Here is a 20,117-nt window from a genome sequence, read left to right on the forward strand (position 1 = left end):
GGTGTGAACTCCCTGGGTCAGATCTACCGGTACACCGGGCACGACTCCAATCCCTGGGTGGGTATCCCGGGCAAGGCGGTGGACATCGGCGTGGCTGCCGACGGCACCGTCTACCACGTCAACTCTGCCGGTGCCATCTACCGTTACGCCGGAGACCAGGGGTCCACGGACTGGGTTCCCGTCTCCGGCGGCCTCACCCGGATCTCCGTCGGGTCGAGGACTCATGTCTGGGGTGTGAACTCCCTGGGTCAGATCTACCGGTACACCGGGCACGACTCCAATCCCTGGGTGGGTATCCCGGGCAAGGCGGTGGACATCGGCGTGGCTGCCGACGGCACCGTCTACCACGTCAACTCCGACGGTGCCATCTACCGCTACACCGGAGACCAGCCGAGCTGAGCTCGGACAGCAACTCCGAGGGGCCCATGTCCGGATCGCATGGGCCCCGCCTCCTCTCCACTGGGTACTGTCACAACGCACCATCCGGAGCGGCTCTGTGAGGTGGTCACCTTCGACGAGCGCATGGGGTCACAGGCGCGCAGGGGACCCTCGACGGACCGGGCGGCGCTCAGGTCGCGCACGCGCTGTCCGCGATCACGAAATAGCCCGCCGGTGACTCCCGCAGTGTGTGGGTGACGAAGACGTTGTACAGGCCCATGTTCTCGTTCGAGCCGTTCGCGTACGTGTATCCGCCCGTGGTGTGCGCCCTCCCCGCCGTGACGTGCGCGTAGTTGGTCGCCGTGAAGCACTGGGCGGGCGCGCCGCCGGTCGTGGTCGCCGTCACCTGGGGCGAGGCTGTGCCGGGTGTGCCCGAACCGTCGATCGCCGTCACCGTGTACTGGTAGGCCGTACCAGCGGTGAGGCCCGTGTCGGTGTACGTCGTGGCGGTGGGGGAGGCGACCTTCGTACCGTTGCGGTGGACCGTGTACGAGGCCGCGCCCGGGACCGCGTTCCAGGACAGCGAGGCGCTGTTCGCCGTGACGGCGGTGACCCGCAGGCCGGACGGGGCGGGGAGTTGATCGCCGCCGCCCGGTGTGCCCTGGTCCAGGCCCCAGAAGACGCCCGTGTGGTACGTCGAGCAGATGGTGTTCAGGAAGTACGCCGCCGTGCTCCCGCACTGGTCGGTGCCCGAGCCGGGGCTCACGGCGAGGCCGTGGCCCATGCCGGAGACGGAGTACGTCGCCACGGCGGGCTTCCCCGTGGCGTCGTTGTAGACGCTGCGCGTCGTGTTCCCGGGGAGGGTGTCCGTGGACGACGGGGTCTGGCCGATGCCCCAGACGTCCGTCCACTGGTCGCGCAGGGCCGTGGCGTTGGCGGGGTACACGGTGTAGTCGGAGGTGCCCTGCCAGATCGCCACCCGGGGCCAGGGGCCGGAGTATCCGGGATAGGAGCCGCGTACCTTGTCGCCCCACTGCGCGGGCGTCAGCTTCTGCGGTCCCGTCTGGCAGCCGGACGCCGCCGACTGGCTCGTCGCGCACTGGGCGGGCAGGCCCGAGGCCACGGAGCCGCCCGCGAACACGTCCGGGTACGCGGCCAGCAGGTCGGCCGTCATCCCGCCGCCCGCCGACAGGCCGGTGACGTACACCCGGCGGGCGTCCGAGCCGTACTGCTGCTTCGCGTACTCCACCATCTGCACGATCGAGGCGGCCTCGCCCTTGCCCCTGGTGTCCTCGGCCGGGTCGAACCAGCCGAAGCAGGACAGGGCGTTGTTGGCTGACGTGGTCTGCGGGAAGACCACGGCGAAGCCCCACAGATCGGCGTACTTCGGCCAGCCCGAGTTGGTGTAGTAGGCGTCGGCGGTCTGCGTACAGCCGTGCAGGGCGATCACCAGCGGCGCGTTCGCGGGCAGACCCGCGGGGGCGTACTCGTACATCTGCAGATTGCCCGGGTTGGTGCCGAAGCCGGTGACCTGCTCCAGGCCACCGGCAGCAACGGCCGGCCGCGCCGCTGCCACGGTGCTCAGCGTGGCAGCGACGAGCGCGAGAGCGGCCGTGGACGCGACGCGCCGGAACAGGCGGCGCAGGATCGATGGGCGCACGGGGGCCTCCCTGTTCGGAACGTGCGGGCGTGCGGACACGCGGACTGCTGCCGGAACCTACGAGTCCGGGCCGCCCCGGCCCATGGGGCGGGCCGACATCCCTCGAGCCCCGCTGTGTGCGGCGCCGCCCTTGCGCCGCGAGCGGCCTCCTCAGACTTCGACCGTCGTCGCGAGTTCCTGTCGCACCCGTGCCGCGGCGCCGACCGGTACGGCGTCGGCCCCCAGGGCGCCCCTGACCAGCCGGACGGGGTGGCCGCTGACCGGCGGGTCGGCGGCCAGCGACGCCAGGATGAGGGGTTCCAGCAGGGGCCAGGCGCGGCTGACCCCGCCGCCGATCACCACCGTGGTGATGTCGACGACGCCGGCCGTCATCACGATCGCCCGGGCGATTCCGGCACCGGCGGCCCGGTACACCGCGAGGGCGTCCTGGTCACCGTGGCCGGCGGCCTGCGCGACCTCGCGGGCCGTCAGCCGGCGGCCGGTGCGGTCCGCGTAGCGGGCGCCGATGGAACGGCCGGAGGCCAGGGTCTCCAGATGGCCCCGGCCGCCGCACGAGCAGAGCAGATCACCGAAGCCGGGGATGTGCCCGATCTCGCCGGCCGCGCCGTGCGGCCCGGCGAACAGCGCACCGCCGGTCCACAGCGCGCCGCCGACCCCGGTGCCCAGGGTCATCCCGAGGACGTCCGGCTCGCCGCGCACGGCGCCGCCGGACGCCTCCCCGTAGAGGAAGGCGTTGACGTCGTTGTCCAGGAAGACCGGGACGCCCAGCGCCTCCTCGACGGCGTCCGTCACCCCGAAACCGGCCCAGCCGGTGAAGGAGTCGCTGGCCACCAGGATGCGGCCGGTGGCGGAGTCCACCAGGCCGGCCGCGCCGACCCCGCAACCGGCGAGGCGGCCGGGGGTGCGCTCCAGCAGCGGGGCCAGCGCGCCCAGGGCCGCGCCGATCATGGCCCGGCCGCCGTCGGCCGCCGGGGTCGCCACCTCCGCGCGGTCCAGCACCGTGAGGTCCTCGGCGCAGACCACCACCTGGGTCGTGGTGCCGCCGATGTCCACTCCGGCGAAGAGCGTACGGTCATGGAAGCTCATACCTGCGTCTCCGTCCGGCCGGCCGTGAGGGTGGCCAGGCGTTCGGCTCTGCGGCCGCGCTGGATCACCGGGTCGGGCACCGGCACGGCGGCCAGCAGCCGGCGGGTGTAGTCGGTCTCCGGGTGCAGCAGGGTTGCCCCGGTGGGGCCCTGCTCCTCGATCCGGCCGGCCCGCATCACGACGACGCGCTGCGCGAAGTGCTGTACGACGGCCAGGTCGTGGGAGACGAAGAGACAGGCGAAGCCCAGCTCGTGCTGGAGCTCGGAGATCACTTCGAGCACCGCCTCCTGCACGCTCACGTCGAGCGCGCTGGTGGGCTCGTCGGCGACCAGCAGCCGGGGCTCCAGGACCAGGGCGCGGGCCAGGCTGACCCGCTGGCGCTGACCGCCGGACAGCTCCCGGGGCGCGCGCCGGGCGAGTTCACGCGGCAGCCGGACCCGGTCGAGGACGTCGGCGACCTTGCTCTGGCGGTCCTTGGCGGAGAGCTCGCGGCGGTGCACCCTGAGCGGCTCGGCGACGCATTCGCCGACCGTCATCCGGGCGTCCAGCGAGGCCACCGGGTCCTGGAGGACCACGCCGATACCGGCCCGCAGTGCCCGGCGGGCCCGGGAACGGGTGCGGCCCAGGTCGCTGCCGAACAGCGAGACGGTGCCGGAACTCGGCGGGATCAGACCGAGCGCGACCCGGGACGCGGTGGACTTTCCGGAGCCCGACTCGCCCACCAGACCCAGGGTCTCCCCGGCGTGTACGGCGAGCGAGACCCCGTCAAGGGCGCGCACGGCACCCTTGCCACGGCCGAAGACCACGGAGATGTCGCGGAGTTCGACCACCGGCTCGGTGTCCGGGCGGGCGGCGGCGGCCGGCGCGGCCGGCCGGCCCTCCTCGGCGACCGACAGCCGGGGCACCGCGGCAAGCAGCCGCTCGGTGTACTCGTGGGACGGGCGGAGCAGTACGTCCTCGACCGGTCCGGTCTCCACGATCTCGCCGTGGTACATCACGGCGACCCGGTCGGCGAAGTCCGCGACCACACCCATGTTGTGGGTGACCAGCAGGACGCCGGTGCTGGTCTCGACGGCGAGCCGGCGCAGCAGGTCGAGGATCTCGGCCTGCACCGTGACGTCCAGCGCGGTGGTCGGCTCGTCGGCTATCAGCAGGGCCGGTTCGTTGGCGATGGCCATGGCGATGACCACCCGCTGGCGCTGTCCGCCGGAGAGCTGGAAGGGGTAGGCGGTGGCCCGCCTCTCCGGCTCCGGGATGCCGACCTTGCGGAGGAGTTCGACGGCTTCGGCGGCGGCTTCCTTGGCGGACACCTTGCGGTGGTTGCGGATCACCTCGGCGATCTGCCTGCCGATCCGGGTCAGCGGGTCGAGCGCGGTGGCCGGCTCCTGGAACACCATGGAGACGGTCCGGCCGCGCAGCGCCGCCAGGTCGGTCTCGCGGGTACCGACCACCTGGTGGCCGGCGATGGTGGCGCTGCCGGTGGCACGGGCGTTGCCGGCCAGCAGGCCCATCGCGGCCAGCGCGATGGTGGACTTGCCGGAACCCGACTCGCCGACCAGGGCGAGCGTCTCGCCGGGGCGGACGTGCAGGGAGACACCCCGGACGGCCGGCACCTCGCCGGTCTCGGTGGTGAAGACGACACCGAGGTCGTCGAGTTCGAGAATCGGCCCGGCCTGCGGGGCGGCGGAGCCCTGGGTGGCGGTCATCCGCGTCCCCTCACGTCGAATGCGTCGCGGAGTCCGTCCCCGATCGCGTTGAACGCCCACACCACCAGGATGATGGCCAGGCCCGGCGGCAGGATGAGCCACCAGTAGCCGGAGTAGGCGGCGGTGAGACCGGCCGAGAGCATGCCGCCCCAGTCGGTGGCCGGCGGCTGGACGCCCAGGCCCAGGTAGGAGACGTAGGCGACCAGCAGGATGGCGTCGGCGATCTGGAAGGTGGCCGCGACGATGATGGTCGAGACCGAGTTCGGCAGGATGTGCCGGGTGATCGCTCGGGCGTGCGTCCCGCCGATGGCCCGCAGGGTCAGGACGTAGTCGCGGTTCTTCAGGGAGAGCGTCTCGGCCCTGATCAGCCGGGACGGCACCAGCCAGGAGACGAAACCCAGGATGACGATCAGTCCGGTCAGGCCCGGGGTGGTGATGGCGGAAACCACCAGCAGGATGAAGAGCGCAGGGATGGCGATCCCCGCGTCCACGATCCGCATCATGACGGCGTCGACCCAGCCGCCCGCGTAGCCGGCGACAGCGCCCCACAGGGTGCCGATCACGGTGGCCAGGATGCCTGCGGCGAGGCCGACGATCAGCGACACCTTGCCGCCGTACATCAGCCGGCCCAGCTCGTCGTGGCCGACCGCGTCGGTGCCGAGCCAGTGCGAACCGCTGGGGGCGAGGTTGACCTGCTGGAGCATCGTGTGGGTCTGGTCGGTGGAGTACACCAGCGGACCGACGAAGCAGAGCAGGAAGAAGAAGACCACGACGCCGAGCCCGACCACGGCGAGCCGGTTGCGCAGGAAGCGCCGGACGGCGAGCCGGGAGCCGGACGCCGTGACGGCGGCGGTGGCCGTGCCGGGCGCCTGGCCCGGCTGGATGACGGCGCTCATGCCCGGCCTGCCTTCACTCGGGGGTCGATGATCCGCTGGACGATGTCGGCGAGCAGCGTGCCGACCACCGTGGCGACCGCGATGACCAGCACGCAGCCCAGCAGCACCGGGTAGTCGGAGGACTGCGCGGCGGTCCAGAAGAGCAGCCCCATACCGGGGTAGTTGAAGAGCTGCTCGACCACCAGGGCGCCGCCGAACAGCACCGGCACGTAGTAGCCGAGCATGGCGACCACCGGCGTCAGCGAGTTGCGGAACACATGCCGCCACAGGATGGCGCGGGAGCGGGAACCGCCGGCCCGCGCCGTCCTGACGTAGTCCTCGGAGAGGTTCTCCAGGGTGGCCGCCCGCATGTAGCGGCTGAACACCGCGATCATCGAGGCGGCACCGGCCACGACCGGCAGCACCAGCGCCTGCGGTTCGGAGAACACCTGGGCGAGCGTGTCCCCCTGCGGGGCCTGGGACGGGAACCACGGCAGCACCTGGCTGAACACCATGACCAGGATCAGCCCGAGGAAGTACACGGGCGTGGAGTAGGCGATGAAGCTCAGCGTGGTGATGACGTAGTCGACCGGCTTGTTGCGCCGGACGGCCTGCCACATGCCCAGCGGGATGGCCAGCACGAGGCCGAGAAACGCCGACAGGGCGGTGAGGACCAGGGTCTTGGCCAGCCGCTCGGTGATGAGCTGGGAGACCGGCTCATTGAGGGTGTACGAGGTTCCGAGGTCGCCGTGCAGCAGCTGGTTCAGGTAGTAGAAGTACTGCACGGGGAGTGGCTTGTCGAGGCCCTGCTCGTGGTTGAAGGACGCGATCTGCTGCGCTGTGGCCTGCGGACCGAGGATCCCGCGAGCGGGACCCCCGGGCAGGGCGTGCAGCAGACCGAAGACCACGATCGTCACGATGACGATCACCACGACGGCTTGGAGGACTCGCCTGATCAGGTACGAGGAAGTACTCATGTGTTTTCCGGTCGCTTCGGCTCAGTGGTACGCGGGGTCACCGGCCGGACTCACTTGGTCGTCCACTTCCACATGGCGGGGTGGAAGTTGGCGAGCGAGTCCTGGGCGAAGCCGTCCAGGCCCTTCTTGACCACGGAGACCTGGTAGTCCGGCTCCGGCAGCCAGATGACCGGGAGGTCCTTGGCCAGGGCCGCGCTGTACTTCTGCACCGCCTCGTCGGAGGAGGAGGTGGTGGTCTGGGTGATCAGCTTGTCCACGGCGGGGTTGGAGTAGCTGCCGAAGTTGGAGCCGCCGCCGGTGGCGAAGAGCGAGTCACCGCTCGGGTAGGCCGGGAAGTACCAGCTGCCCGCGGTGCCGAAGAACGACAGCTGCCACTTGCAGCCGGCCTGGTCGGCCTTGCACTGGCCGGCCTGCGAGAGGACCGAGTTGACCGGGGCGGTCTTGATGGTGAAGTCGATGCCGGTCTTGGCGAACGACGACTGCAGGGCGCTCATCATGTTGTCGGTCACGGTCGAACCGGACTGCGAGAGCACCTGCATCCGGAACTTGGTGCCCTTGTCCACGCCGGCGCCGCACTGGTTGTCGCCGGTGCCCGGCGCGGTGCACACCATGGTGCCGTTCTGCTCGGTCCAGCCGTGGCCGGTCAGCAGCTGCTTCGCCTTGGCGGTGGAGAACGGGTAAGGGTTGTTCTTCTGCTCCGACGAGACGAAGGACGAGCTCTGGCCCTGCGGGATCGGGCCGTAGGTGGGGACCGCGGTGCCGTTGAAGACGACCTTGGAGAGGGTGGTCTGATCCACCGACATCTGGATCGCCTGGCGGGCGTAGAGCTGCTTGAACACAGCGCCCATGGCGGGGTTGTTGAAGTTGTAGGGCATGTACGTGATGGCCCAGCCCGACCACGGCTTCACCGTGTAGCCCTTGGCGGTGAAGGACGACTCCTGGCTGAGGTTGGTCGCGTTGATGTAGCCGTAGTCGACCGTGCCTGCCCGGAGCGCGTTCTCCTCGGCGTCCGTGGTGGTGAACGGCAGCAGGTTCACGGTCTTGATGTTGGCCTTGCCGCCGCCGTCGTACTTGGCGTTGGCCGTCAGCTGGACCTTGCCGGCCGTGGAGAACGACTTGATGGTGTACGGGCCGCTGACCGTCTTCCAGAGTGGGTCGGTGGCGTAACCGGAGATCTTCTTGGCGGCGTCGTTCAGGTACGCCCAGACCTTCTTGGCGCCCGCCGCGGTGCGGTCGAGGTCCGACACGCTGCCCGAGTCGCTGGTCTTGTCCCAGACGTGCTGCGGCATCGGGCGGATCATGCTCAACTCGTTGGCGAGCATCCACTGCTGGTTGTACGCCTGGTCGAAGGTGATGGTGAAGTGCGTGTCGTCGACGGTCTTCAGCGAGGTCCAGTTGTCCGGCGCCTTGCCCGGGCTGTAGCTGGCCCAGTCGGCCTTGTTGGCCTTGACCAGGTTGAACCAGAACTCCACGTCGCGGGAGGTGATCTGCTTGCCGTCGCTCCAGTGCCGGTCGCCGAGCGTGATCGTGACGCTCTTGCTGTCCTTGGCGAAGTCGGCGGCGGTGGCGAGCGAGTTGTCCTTGTTCCAGCCGACCTTGCCGGCGGAGCCGTCGTACGCGATCAGCGGCTCCCAGAGGGACTGGGATATGGAGGAGTTGTTGGTGTTCAGGTGCGCGGCGGTGCCGACCGGGAGGATCCAGTTCGGCGTGAAGTTGGCCGGCAGCGCGTAGTTGATGGTGTCCGACGAGCCGGAGGCGGACGACGACGAGGTGCCGCCCCCGGAACAACCGGTCAGCAGAGCACCCGCGGTGACAGCGGCGCCCGCGACAAGGGCCCAGCGGCGGCTGTTCGCCGTGTGAGCAAGGAACATGACTCTCCTCAGAGTGAAAGGACCCGTATGTCCGGGACCGGCACTGCGTTCACGACAGCTAACGCCGGGCGCGCCGAAGAAACAAACAAGAATTAGTAAAAAGTAAGTTACTGCACCTCCGACAAAAGCCCTCTCGCCTCGATCGCTTCTCTCGATTGGGGGCATTTGGGTGGATTGAATGGGTTTCAAGCAGGGCCTACTTCCTTCGCGAAGCTGTTCCCCCGCGCCGAACGCGGGCGTATTGTCTTCGCCACACCCACCGTTGCGGAAGTTACTTCGTACATGACTGAAATAAGTGCATGGGACCGCAGGGCCACAAAAGGCACTCCAGCCCTCGCCGCGCGGGTCCTTGAACTCGTCGCATCGGGCCAGGCCTCGTCACGCGCCGAACTCGCCGGACTGCTGGGGGCTGCCGCCTCCACCATCTCTCTCACCGTGGCCCATTTGGTGGAGCGCGGGCTGATCGCCGAGGAGGGCACCCAGTCGTCCACCGGCGGGCGCCCCCGCAAAGTACTGAGACTGGGAAGCAACGACGAGTTCGCGGTCGCCGCCGACCTCGGCGGCCGGCACGCCCGGATCGGTGTGGTGCTGCCCGGCGGCGGTCTGACCGATGTCTCGACCGTCCCCTTCGAGATCGCCGACGGCCCCGAGGCGGCTCTGCCCCGGCTCGCCGAAACCCTGGAGGCGCTGGCCGAACAGCGCGGACGTGGCCGGCTGCGCGGGGTCGGGCTCTCGCTGCCCGGGCCGGTGGACATCGCGTCGGGGTCGGTCGTCCTGCCGTCGCGGATGCCGGGCTGGAACCGTTTCCCGGTCACCGCCTGGCTGGAGGAACGCTTCGGTGTCCCGGCCGCCGTGGACAACGACGCCAACTGCATGGCGATCGGCGAGCACACCGTACGGCCCGCCGAGCACCGGCAGACGATCATGGTGAAGATCGGCTCCGCGATCGGCGCCGGCGTCATCGCCGACGGACGCCTCTACCGGGGCGCCACCGGCGCGGCCGGTGACATCACCCACATCCGGATCGACGGCGGCGCCGACATCCCCTGCTCCTGCGGCAACACCGGCTGCCTGGAGACCGTGGCGTCCGGCGCCGCCCTGGTCCGCATCCTGCGCGAGCGCGGGGCCGACGTCAGCAGCACCGAGGACGTGGCCCGGCTGGCCGTCGACGCCGACCCGGAGGCCACCCGCGCGGTCCGCAGGGCCGGCGACTACCTCGGCCAAGTGCTCGCCGCCAACGTCAACTTCTTCAACCCGGACGCGGTCTACCTCGGCGGCATTCTCTCCACCCTGGAGCCGTTCGTCGCCGCCGTGCGCAGCCAGCTCTACGAGAGCTGCCACCCGCTGGTCACCCAACACCTCACCATCGAACGGGCCAGCCTGGGCGCCGACGCAGGACTGGTCGGCGCCGGGCAGTTCGCCCTGCAGCGCGCCCTGGCCCGCGCCCTGAGCGAGGTCGGCGCCGCCGACCGGTTCAGCGCCCCAGCGCCCCGCCACGCCTGACGCCCCACCCCCCTACGAGGAGCCATGTCGCAATCCCGCACCGCCGCAGCCCGCCCGGTCATAGCCATCGCCGGACTCGGCATCGAGTCGTCCACCTTCTCCCCCGCTCGCACCCAGGCCGCCGCCTTCCACCCCTCGCGCGGCGCCGAAGTGCTGGACCGCTACCCCTTCCTGGCCCCCGGTGAGGAACTGCGCGAGGCGGCCGACTGGCACGGCGCCCTGGTCGGCAAGTCGCTGCCGGGCGGCACCGTCACCGCCGCCGCCTGGACCGAGCTGACCGACGAGCTGATCGAACGGCTCGCCGCGCTGCCCCACCCGGACGGCCTCTGGTACGACATCCACGGCGCGATGACCGTGGAGGGCATCGACGACGCCGAGGCGGTCCTGCTGGAGCGCATCCGCGCCACCGTCGGCCCCGACGTCATCATCTCCACGTCGATGGACCTGCACGGCAACGTCTCACGCGAACTCGCCCACGGCAGCGACCTGATCACCTGCTACCGGATGGCCCCGCACGAGGACCACATGGAGACCAAGGAGCGGGCCGTCCGTAACCTGGTGGACCTGCTGGCCTCCGGCGCGCCCCGCCCGGTCAAGGCGTGGGTGCCGGTGCCGGTGCTGCTGGCCGGCGAGCAGACCTCCACCCGGATCGAGCCGGCCAGGAGCGTGTACGCGGCTGTTGACGAGGTCGAGGCCATGGACGGCGTGATCGACGCCGCGATATGGGTCGGCTACGCCTGGGCCGACGAACCGCGCAACCGGGCCGTGGTGGTGGTCACCGGCACCGACCGGTCCGCCGTCTCGGCCGGTGCCGAGCGCCTGGCCCAGGGCTTCTGGAAGGCCCGCGACGACTTCGACTTCGTCGCCCCGACCGGCACCTTCGACGGCATCCTGGACGAGGCCCTGGACTCCGACCAGCGCCCGTACTTCATCAGCGACACCGGGGACAACCCGACGGCCGGGGGCGCCGGCGACGTGACCTGGGGCCTGACCCGGCTGCTGGCCCGCCCGGAGTTCCAGAAGGACGATGGCCCGACCGTCATCTACGCCTCGGTGCCGGGACCGGCCGCGGTCGAGACCGCCGTCGCCGCGGGTGTCGGCGCCACCGTCACGGTCACCGCCGGCGCCGAGGTGGACGACCGGCACGCGGGCCCGGTCACCCTGACCGGCACGGTGCATGCCATCCGGCACGGCGACCGCGACGCCCGGACCGAGGTCGTGATCCGGGTCGGCAGCGTGTACGCGATCCTCACCGGGCTCCGCAAGCCCTACCACCACGAGCACGACTTCACCGACCTGGACCTCGACCCGCGCGGCGCCGACATCGTGATCGTGAAGATCGGCTACCTGGAGCCGGAACTCTTCGACATGTCGGTCGGGTGGAAGATGGCGCTCACCCCCGGCGGTGTGGACCAGGACCTGGTACGCCTGGGCCACCACCGCATCCGCCGCCCGATGTTCCCCTTCGACCGCGAGATGGCCGACCCGGATCTGTCCGCCCGCCTCATCTCCGCCTCCGACCAGCCGCTGACCGGGGACGACGAGTGACCGCACGCGCCGCCCTGGAGATCGCCGTCACCTCACCGGCCGGCGCCCGGACCGCCCGGGAGCACGGCGCCGACCGGGTCGAACTCTGCGTCGCCCTGGAGCTGGGCGGCCTGACCCCGTCGGCAGCCCTGGTGGAGGCGGTCGCCGCGGAAGGGCTGCCGGTGCAGGTGCTGGTCAGGTGCCGGCCCGGCGACTTCGTCCATGACGCGGAGGAGATCGCGCTCATGGCCGCCGAGGTGCGGTCCGTCATCGCCTCCGGTGCCTCCGGCGTGGTGATCGGCGCGCTGACCGTCGACGGCGCCCTGGACACCGTGGCGGTCGCCCGGCTCGCCGAAGCGGCCCGAGCCCCGGGCCGCCCGGTGGACATCACCCTGCACCGCGCCGTCGACCAGTCCGCCGACCCGGTGGCCACCGCCGCACTGCTGCCTTCACTCGGTCTCACCCGGGTCCTCACCTCGGGCGGCGCTCCCGCCGCGGCCGACGGGCTGGCGGCGATCGCCGCGATGGCCGCCGCCGCACCCGGGGTGCAGGTGATGGCCGGCGGCGGCGTGCGCCCCGCCGACATCCCGGCCCTGACCTCGGCCGGCGTCGCCGCTGTCCACCTCTCCGCCAAGGCCAGGGCGCTGCCCCGGCGCGGCGGCAAGTGGATACCGCTCGGCGCCGGGGGCGCGTCGGCCGAGCAGGACACCCATTTCGTCACCGATCCCGAAGTGGTGGCCGAGGCACGGCGGGCGGTGGAGGCGGCGGGCTGACCTCGGACCGGGGCACGAGCCGGCGGTACGCGACGGACTCGCCCCGCCCCCGTCTCGGCGAAGGCCCCGGCACCCTGCCCTCCTACACCTCTGCCGCGGCGACATCCGCCCCGGTGGGCCGTACCCCCGGACGCCGCCCGCCGACAGCCTCGGACCCGGCGCCGCGATCGCCCCGGACGCCGCCCGCTCACGGCCCCCGGCGAGGGCCCGCACCATGTATGCCGCCACCATGCCGAGGTACGACGGTGTGTGCACCGACCCCGTGTGACGCGGGCTCCGGCCTCCTTACGGTGACGACCATGGAGACTCCTCAGAGCCCGGATCACGGGCCCGCCCCGCACGCCGCCCCGGCCACCGTCCCGCCGCTTGCCGCCGGTCCCTCGCCGTCGCCCACGGACCGGCTCCTCGCCGGACGCACCGCCCTGGTCACGGGGGCGGCGAGCGGGATCGGGCGGGCCTGCGCACAGGCCCTGGCCGCCGCGGGGGCCCACGTCCACGTGGTGGACAAGGCCGCCGACGCCGCCGAGGACCTGGCCCGGGCGATCGGCGGGACGGCGTGGGTCCTCGATCTCTCCGTCCCCGACGCGGTCGACACGCTGCCCGCCGACGCGGACATCGTGGTCAACAACGCCGGGCTCCAGCACGTCGCCCCCGTGCACGCGTTTCCGCCGGACCGCTTCGCGCTGATCCAGCGGGTCATGGTGGAGGCCCCGTTCCGCATCTTGCGCCGGACCCTGCCGAGCATGTACGAACGCGGCTGGGGGCGCGTGGTCAACATCTCGTCCGTCCACGGTCTGCGGGCCAGCCCCTACAAATCGGCCTATGTGACGGCCAAGCACGCACTGGAGGGACTCAGCAAGGTGGTCGCGCTCGAAGCGGCGGAGCACGGGGTGACGAGCAACTGCGTCAACCCCGGGTACGTACGCACGCCCCTGGTCGAGAACCAGATCGCGGACCAGGCCCTCGCACACGGCATCTCCGAGGAGGAGGTCGTGAGCCGGATCATGCTGGAACGCAGCGCGATCAAGCGCCTGATCGAACCCGACGAGGTCGCCGAGGCCGTGCTGTGGCTCTGCGGGCCGCGTACCGGGCACATCACCGGCACCTCCCTCTCCATGGACGGCGGCTGGACCGCCAACTGATCCCCCGCCCCCTACGAACGCCGGTCGCCCATGTCTGAACCGTCCGCCTCCGCCGCGCCCCATCTGCGGGGCCTCCTCGATCTGCTGGCCGACGACGCCCCCGCCGAGGCGTTGGGCGCCGTCTCCTCACAGGCGCGTGCCGCCGGGGTGCCCGCAGGCGATCTGGCGGAGGTGGAGCGGGCCACCGCCACCGCCCTGCGGATCAGGGGCGCCCTGCGCCAGCACCGGCGCCGCGAGCTCCAGCTCACCGCGCTCTTCGACACGGCGGGCGACCTGGCCGCCTCCCGCGACCTGGATGACGTGCTGAACGCCATCGTCCGCCGCGCCAGGATGCTGCTGGGTACGGACACCGCGTATCTCACGCTCCCCGACGAGGAGGCCGGGGACACCTACATGCGGGTCACCGACGGGTCGGTGTCGCTGCTCTTCCAGCGGCTGCGGCTGGAGCTCGGCCATGGGCTCGGCGGTCTGGTGGCGCAGACCGCGAGCCCGTACGCGACCCCCGACTACCGCACCGACGAGCGCTTCCACCACACCCGCAACATCAACGCCGGCGTGCTCGACGAGGGGCTCGTCGCCATTCTGGGCGTGCCCCTGCTCCTGGGCTCCAGCCGCGGCGGTACGGGAAAGGTCATCGGCGTCCTCTTCGCCGCCGACCGCGCGCCGCGCGTCTTCAGCCCCGACGAGGTCGCCCTGCTCTGCTCGCTCGCCGCTCATGCCGCGATCGCCATCGACACCGCCCGCGCACTCGCCGACACCCGGTCCGCGCTGGACGAACTCGCCGAGACGAACGCCGAACTGGCCGAGGCCAACGCGGCCGTACGGGCCCACTCGGCGGCCATGCAACGGGCCGAGGAGTCCCACGACCGGCTGACCGACCTGGTGCTGCGCGGCCGTGACGTCAAGGACGTAGCCGCGGCGGTCGCGGGGCTGCTGGACTCCCCGCTCACCATCCACGACCCCGGCGGGCGGCCCCTGGCGGCCGTCCGGCCCGACGGTGCGGACTTCGCCGCCGACAGCATGGACGCCGGGTGGCTGGCCGAGACCGCCGAGGAGTCCCGTACGGGAGCCCGGGCCGTGCACCGCGACGGGCGGGTGATCTGCGCCGTCCTCGCCGGGCAGGAACTCCTGGCCGGCCTGGTCCTGCACCGCCGCGCACCGCTCGACGACTCCGACCGGCGGCTGTTCGAGCGTGCCTCGGTGGTCACGGGTCTCCTGCTGCTGTTGCGGCGCACGGTCGCCGAGACCGAGAACCGGGTCCGCGGTGAGCTGATCAGCGACCTGCTCACCGACGCGGACCGCGACCCGGCCGGGCTCGCCGAACGCGGCCGGCGCCTCGGTATCGACCTCGACCGCCCGCATCTGCTGCTGGTGGCCGAGAGCGGCACCCGGGAACGGCTGGCCCCTGCCGCGATGCGCTATCTGTTCGGCGGTGACATCCACGGGGTGAGCGCCGAACACGCCGGAAACGTGGTGCTGTTGATCGATGCCGGAGACCATGGTCCGGCCGCCGGTGACGCGGCGCGCGCTGCGGCGGCACAGCTCGGACAGCTGATCCAGGCCCCCGTCACCGTCGCCGCCACCGGACCGGCCCGCGGCGCCCGGGAGTTGGCCTCCGCGTACGGGGAGGCTGCCCGATGCCTGCGCGCCATGCGGGTCCTGGGGCGTACGGGGGAAGGCGCCTGCGTCGAGGAACTCGGCTTCCTGGGCGTCGTGTTGGGCAACGCCCAGGACGTCGACGGCTTCGTCCGGGCGACGCTGGGTCCCTTGCTGGAGTACGACGCGCAGCGCGGCACCCATCTCGTGCGGACGCTCGACGCCTATTTCGGGTCCGGGGGCAGCCTCATCCGCGCCAAGGACGAACTCCACGTGCATGTGAACACGGTGGTGCAGCGGCTGGACCGGGTGCAGGTGCTGCTGGGGCGCGACTGGAACGAGCCCGGCCGCGCGCTGGAGCTGCAACTCGCTTTGCGGTTGCATGCGTTGACGGGCGAGCGGCAGGAGCGGTAGGGGGCCGTCCGGGCGCTTGGGGGCGGGTTCCGCTACCCGTGTCCTCAAGCGCCGGACGGGTTGGACGTGTGTCCTCAAGCGCCGGACGGGTTGGACGTGTATCCCCAAGCGCCGGACCGGCCGGGACAGTGTCCTCAATCGTCGGACGACGGCCCCAGGGCGCCGGTCATCGTCAGCAAGTGGCTCACGATCTCGTTGCCGCCCGGTTCTCCCGTCAGCAGCGTGTAGTGGTTGACGCCCCGTACCGGTACCGGCGTCACCCCGGTCCCCCCGAGGTCGGCCGCCGCAAGGCGGGTCTCGTCGTACAGGCCCTGCTCCTCGTTCATCAGGCCCCGCTGCGCCCACAGCAGTGTCGCCGGGGCCGGTAGTTTCCGTACCGCCGTCAGCACCTCCTCGTCGAAGAGGTTGATGCCGTCCGCGCGTACGGCATCGATCCGGCAGCTGGAGTGCATGGCGGGTTCGGCGCCGGTCAGATCGCGCTGGATGTACGCGTCCACCTCGGCCGACCAGGCATCCGCGAACGCGGGGTGCGCCTGCCAGAAGGAGCGGTACGCGGCCCGGTCCGGGAAGGTCATCGACAGCCGGTCCATGGCCGGGCCGATCACGGCGGTCAGCAGCTCGTCCGGGGAGAGGTGCGTGGGGGCGGGGAAGCCGATGCCGCCGTCGACGAGCAGCAGCGGCCCGAACCGTTCCGGATGGCGTACGGCGGCCAGCGCCGTCACGAACGCGCCCATCGAATGGCCCGCCAGCACCACCCGGCCCAGGCCCAGGGCCTCCGCCAGCGCGGCGACGTCATCGGCGTGCCGGGCGATCCCGTACGGCCCCGGCAGGGCACAACTCCCGGCCCTGCCGCGCAGATCCGGGGCGATCAGGGTGACGCGGCCGGCCAACAGACGGGCCACCGGGCCCCAGGACAGCGCGTTGGCCGTGATGCCGTGCAGGGCGACGACGACCGGGGCGTCCGGCTCCCGGGCCGGCCACCGCAGTACCGCCAACTCGCCGCCGTTCACGGGGACCTGAATCTCTTCGTACGGAATCACGGCTGTCCGTTCTCCTTCCGGGCGCGCTTCACGGGTGTTTCGTCGGCGGGGCCGCGGCGCGGCACCAGCCGGGACGGCAGCCGGGCCAGGCCGCCGGGCAGCAGGTGTACCACGGCCACGAACAGCACGCCGAGCAGGAACAGCGGCTGGGAGAGCGGCACCCGCAGCACGGCGGGCAGCTCGGCGACCGCGCCCGACCCGGCCAGATCGCCGAGCCGGTGATCGGCCCAGGTGTAGAGGATGCCGCCGACCATCGGGCCCCAGCGGGTGCCCGATCCGCCCAGTACCACCATCACCAGCAGGGAGAGGGTGAAGTCGGAGGTGGTCGTCTGCGGGGTCGAGCCGCCGGTGAGCAGCAGGTGGACGAGGCCGCCGAGCGCGGCCAGCGCACCCGCCAGGACGAACGCCGTCAGCTTGAAGCCGTACGGCTTCAACCCCAGTACCTCCACCCGGCGTTCGTTCTCCTTGATGCCCTCCCAGACCCGTCCGGTGGGGGAGCGGACCGCCCAGTGGACGACGGCGAGGGTGAGGACCAGATAGGCGAGCGCCACCCAGTAGAGGTTCGCGGTGTGCTCGATGCCCACGAGCCCGGACGGCAGCAGCTCGGCGGGGGCGGCCCGGCCCTCCTCGCCGCCGGTCAGACCGCCCGGGTTGCGGGAGACCAGGATCGAGCCCGCCTGGGCGAAGGCCAGCGTCACCATGGAGAAGCCGATCCCGGTGACCCGCAGGCTCACCGACCCCAGCACCAGCGCGAGCGCGATCCCGCAACAGAGGCCGAGCAGCGCGGACACGGCGAAGGGGAGGCCCGCCTCCAGCAGGAACAGATTGGTGGCGTAGCTGCCCGCGGCGAAGTAGAGCGCATGCCCGAAGGAGAGCAGCCCGGTGCGGCCGAGCAGCAGGTCGTAACCGGTCGCCAACGCCCCGAACAGCAGACAGGTGGCGAGGAGTTGGAGACTGCCCGGGCTGCCGAGCGGGCCGTCCAGGAGACCCGGCAGCGGAAGTGCGCTGTACGGCGCGACCGCGAGGATCAGCAGTGCGGCGGCGGGCCACCAGCGGCGCAGCAGCCGGGCGGCGTTCCCGGGGGACGGCGCGAGGGCGGGCCCGTCGCCGGTGCGGTCGTGTGTCTCGGTGACGGTGCTCACGCGAGCCTCCCGGTCAGTCCGCGCGGCCGGACGAGCAGCAGCGCGGCGAGCAGGACGACGACGGCCAGGTCGCCGAGGCCCGCTGCGGTGTAGTAGTTGGCGAACTGCTGGACCAGGCCGATGACGACGGACGCCACGGCGGCGCCGGTCACCGAGCCCATGCCCCCGGTGACGACCACGACGAACGCGAAGATCAGCAACGAGGTGCCCTGGCGGGGGTCGACCGAGCCGAAGTACAGGCCGCCGAGCGCCCCGCCGAGGGCGGCGGCGCAGCCGCCGATCGCGAAGACGAGCGTGAACGCCCGGCGCACGTCGATGCCGAGAGCGGTGACCATCGCCCGGTCCTCGACCCCGGCCCGTACCACCAGACCGTGCCGGGTGCGGCCGAGGAAGAGCCGCAGGGCCACGAGTACGACGACCGCCGCCGCGACCAGTACCAGCCGGTTGACCGGGACCCGCGCCCCGAGCAGCCCGAAGGTGCCGGACAGGGCCTCGGGCCCCGGGAAGGTCCGGGCGTCCGAGCCCCAGATCCCCGACAGCAGCGCCGGGACGGCCAGCCCCACCCCGACCGTGGCGAGGACCTGCTCGCGGGGCCGGGTGTAGAGCGGGCGGACGACGGCGAGCTCCAGCAGCACGGCGGCCGCGGTGCCCACCGCCGTGCCGAACAGCACCGCGAGGACGAAGCCCGCACCGCCCGGGCCGGCGCCGGGCAGATTCCCGGACGCCGCCCACCAGGTGCCGTACGCGCCGATGGAGAGCAGCGCCCCGTGCGCGAAGTTGAGCACGTCCATCAGTCCGAAGATCAGTGAGAGTCCCGAGGCGATCAGGAAGTAGAGCGCTCCCAGACCGAGTCCGGTCATGGTGAGCAGGACGACGGTGGACATCAGGAATCCGCCTCCACGGGGTGCGTAGTGAGCGGGCCGTGGCCCACGCCGAGGAGCCTGCGTGCCGCCTCCGCGTCGCCCAGCAGTTCGGCGGTCGGTCCTTGATGGGCCGTCAGGCCGTCGGCGAGCACCGCGCAGTGCTCGGCCAGGCGGCGTACGACGGCGAGGTTCTGCTCCACGAGCAGTACCGGCACCGCCTCGGCGGCCCGCTCCAGCACCTGGGCGACCTCGGTGACCACTTTGGGCGCCAGGCCCTTGGTGGGTTCGTCGGCGATGATCAGCCGGTTGCCGTTGAGAAGCGTGCGGCCAATGGCCACCATCTGCTGTTGCCCGCCGGACAGTGTTCCGGCCAACTGCCGCTCACGGAGCTTCAGTTCGGGGAAGAGTTCATGGACGAGCGGGTACGCGGGCTCGCCCGCGCCGCGCCGTTCCGCCAGGCGCAGATTCTCCGCGACTGTCAGTCCGGCGAAGATCCCCCGGTCCTCGGGGGCGTAGCCGATGCCCAGCCGCACCACGGTGTGGGTGGGCATCGATACGGTCTCCTCGCCGTCCAGCCGCACGCTGCCGGTGCGCGGGACGAGGCCGAGGATGCCGCGTACGGTCGTGGTCTTCCCGGCCCCGTTGCGGCCGAGGAGCGCGGTCACTCCGTGCGGGGCGACGTCCAGGTCCACGCCGTGCAGGATGTGCCGGCCGCCGATCAGGACCCGCAGGTCCCGCACGGCGAGCAGAGGTTCCGTCGTCACAACCCTTCCCCGAGGTAAGCCTGTTGCACGGTCGGATCGGCCGTCACGGCGTCGGGGGTGTCCAGTGCCAGCAGCCGGCCGTGGTGCATCACGGCGAGCCGGTCGGCCAGGCCCAGCAGGACGTCCATGTGGTGCTCGACCATCAGGACGGTGCGTCCCTCGTCCCGGTGCAGGGTGCGGATCAGTTCGGTCAGCGCGGGTACTTCCTCCGCGCTCACCCCGGCCATCGGCTCGTCCAGCAGCATCAGCCGCGGCTCGCCCACCAGCAGCACCGCCAGCTCCAGCTTCCGCTTCTCGCCGTGCGACAGCTCGGACGCCGTCGCCCGGGCCCGGTGGCCGAGACCGGTGCGCTCCAGTACGCCGGCCACCTCGGCGGTGTACGGGGAGGCGCGCCGCCACAGCCGGTACGAACCGCCCCCGGCCGCCTGCGCGGCGAGCCGGACGTGGTCGGCCACGGTCATCCCCGGCCAGAGACTCGACGTCTGGAAGGTGCGGCCGACGCCGCGCCGCGCCCGTGCGTGCGCGGGGCGGTCCGTCATGTCCGTACCGTCGAGCGCGATCGTGCCCGACGTGGCCATGGTCAGCCCGCTGATCAGGTTGAACAGGGAGGTCTTGCCGGCCCCGTTGGGGCCGATGAAGGCGAGGAACTCGCCCTCGTGGACGCTCAGCGTGACGTCCTCGACGATCGTCGCCCCGCCGACACCCCAGCCGAGCCCCTCCAGTTGAAGCACCGGTGCGGTGCTCCGCGTCCCGTCCGGGCGCTCCGCGGTGGTGTCCGGTGTGCCCGGTACGGTCATCGG

17 protein-coding genes are annotated in these 20,117 nt (G+C 71.9%); 6 read left to right on the forward strand and 11 right to left on the reverse strand.

Annotation, left to right across the window (positions count from 1 at the left end):
* Positions 1-399: tectonin domain-containing protein (locus ACFU8Q_RS01245; RefSeq protein ID WP_384446475.1), on the forward strand; the 399-nt coding region annotated here is incomplete at its 5' end.
* A 169-nt stretch (positions 400-568) separates the two neighbouring features.
* Here ACFU8Q_RS01245 and ACFU8Q_RS01250 read toward each other — a convergent pair.
* The 6 genes from ACFU8Q_RS01250 to ACFU8Q_RS01275 all read right to left on the reverse strand — a co-directional run bounded on the left by ACFU8Q_RS01250 (position 569) and on the right by ACFU8Q_RS01275 (position 8,553).
* Entirely contained in the window at positions 569-2,038 is a 1,470-nt protein-coding gene (locus tag ACFU8Q_RS01250) for a PHB depolymerase family esterase (protein WP_384446476.1), read from the reverse strand.
* Positions 2,039-2,188: 150 nt separating this feature from the next.
* Entirely contained in the window at positions 2,189-3,124 is a 936-nt protein-coding gene (locus ACFU8Q_RS01255; protein ID WP_384446478.1) for an ROK family protein, read from the reverse strand.
* A complete protein-coding gene (locus ACFU8Q_RS01260) occupies positions 3,121-4,830 on the reverse strand; it encodes a dipeptide ABC transporter ATP-binding protein (RefSeq protein WP_384446480.1) in 1,710 nt (569 codons plus the stop codon). Before ACFU8Q_RS01260 ends, ACFU8Q_RS01255 begins: the two co-directional genes overlap by 4 nt.
* Entirely contained in the window at positions 4,827-5,726 is a 900-nt protein-coding gene (locus ACFU8Q_RS01265) for an ABC transporter permease (protein ID WP_384446482.1), read from the reverse strand. The genes ACFU8Q_RS01260 and ACFU8Q_RS01265 overlap by 4 nt, the downstream gene beginning before the upstream one ends.
* Positions 5,723-6,682: an ABC transporter permease gene (locus ACFU8Q_RS01270; RefSeq protein WP_384446484.1), complete on the reverse strand. Its 960-nt coding sequence runs from the start codon at positions 6,680-6,682 to the stop codon at positions 5,723-5,725. Before ACFU8Q_RS01270 ends, ACFU8Q_RS01265 begins: the two co-directional genes overlap by 4 nt.
* 50 nt (positions 6,683-6,732) lie before the next feature.
* Positions 6,733-8,553, reverse strand: coding sequence for a peptide ABC transporter substrate-binding protein (locus tag ACFU8Q_RS01275; protein WP_384446486.1), 1,821 nt, complete (start codon positions 8,551-8,553; stop codon positions 6,733-6,735).
* Positions 8,554-8,835: 282 nt separating this feature from the next.
* Between ACFU8Q_RS01275 and ACFU8Q_RS01280 the strand changes: the two genes are divergently transcribed.
* From ACFU8Q_RS01280 to ACFU8Q_RS01300, 5 genes are all read left to right on the forward strand, one after another.
* Positions 8,836-10,056: an ROK family protein gene (locus ACFU8Q_RS01280; RefSeq protein ID WP_384446488.1), complete on the forward strand. Its 1,221-nt coding sequence runs from the start codon at positions 8,836-8,838 to the stop codon at positions 10,054-10,056.
* 24 nt (positions 10,057-10,080) lie between these two features.
* A complete protein-coding gene (locus ACFU8Q_RS01285) occupies positions 10,081-11,604 on the forward strand; it encodes a M81 family metallopeptidase (RefSeq protein WP_384446490.1) in 1,524 nt (507 codons plus the stop codon).
* Positions 11,601-12,356, forward strand: a complete 756-nt coding sequence (locus ACFU8Q_RS01290; protein WP_384446492.1) for a copper homeostasis protein CutC — start codon at positions 11,601-11,603, stop codon at positions 12,354-12,356. Before ACFU8Q_RS01285 ends, ACFU8Q_RS01290 begins: the two co-directional genes overlap by 4 nt.
* Before the next feature lie 299 nt (positions 12,357-12,655).
* Positions 12,656-13,498 (forward strand): 3-hydroxybutyrate dehydrogenase, encoded by an 843-nt coding sequence (locus ACFU8Q_RS01295; RefSeq protein WP_384446494.1) that lies wholly within the window; start codon positions 12,656-12,658, stop codon positions 13,496-13,498.
* 30 nt (positions 13,499-13,528) lie between these two features.
* Positions 13,529-15,508, forward strand: coding sequence for a helix-turn-helix domain-containing protein (locus tag ACFU8Q_RS01300; protein ID WP_384446496.1), 1,980 nt, complete (start codon positions 13,529-13,531; stop codon positions 15,506-15,508).
* A gap of 134 nt (positions 15,509-15,642) precedes the next feature.
* Here the strand turns inward: ACFU8Q_RS01300 and ACFU8Q_RS01305 are convergent, their stop codons facing one another.
* From ACFU8Q_RS01305 to ACFU8Q_RS01325, 5 genes are read right to left on the reverse strand one after another with little or no spacing between them, the layout of a single operon-like run.
* Positions 15,643-16,548 (reverse strand): alpha/beta hydrolase, encoded by a 906-nt coding sequence (locus ACFU8Q_RS01305; RefSeq protein WP_384446498.1) that lies wholly within the window; start codon positions 16,546-16,548, stop codon positions 15,643-15,645.
* A complete protein-coding gene (locus ACFU8Q_RS01310; protein ID WP_384446500.1) occupies positions 16,545-17,690 on the reverse strand; it encodes a branched-chain amino acid ABC transporter permease in 1,146 nt (381 codons plus the stop codon). Before ACFU8Q_RS01310 ends, ACFU8Q_RS01305 begins: the two co-directional genes overlap by 4 nt.
* Positions 17,687-18,574, reverse strand: a complete 888-nt coding sequence (locus tag ACFU8Q_RS01315; RefSeq protein ID WP_384446502.1) for a branched-chain amino acid ABC transporter permease — start codon at positions 18,572-18,574, stop codon at positions 17,687-17,689. The genes ACFU8Q_RS01310 and ACFU8Q_RS01315 overlap by 4 nt, the downstream gene beginning before the upstream one ends.
* Positions 18,574-19,317 (reverse strand): ABC transporter ATP-binding protein, encoded by a 744-nt coding sequence (locus ACFU8Q_RS01320; protein ID WP_384446504.1) that lies wholly within the window; start codon positions 19,315-19,317, stop codon positions 18,574-18,576. The genes ACFU8Q_RS01315 and ACFU8Q_RS01320 overlap by 1 nt, the downstream gene beginning before the upstream one ends.
* Entirely contained in the window at positions 19,314-20,114 is an 801-nt protein-coding gene (locus ACFU8Q_RS01325; protein ID WP_384446506.1) for an ABC transporter ATP-binding protein, read from the reverse strand. The genes ACFU8Q_RS01320 and ACFU8Q_RS01325 overlap by 4 nt, the downstream gene beginning before the upstream one ends.
* Positions 20,115-20,117: the final 3 nt, after the last annotated feature.

This window comes from Streptomyces sp. NPDC057543 (genome assembly GCF_042801895.1).
Lineage (GTDB): Bacteria > Actinomycetota > Actinomycetes > Streptomycetales > Streptomycetaceae > Streptomyces.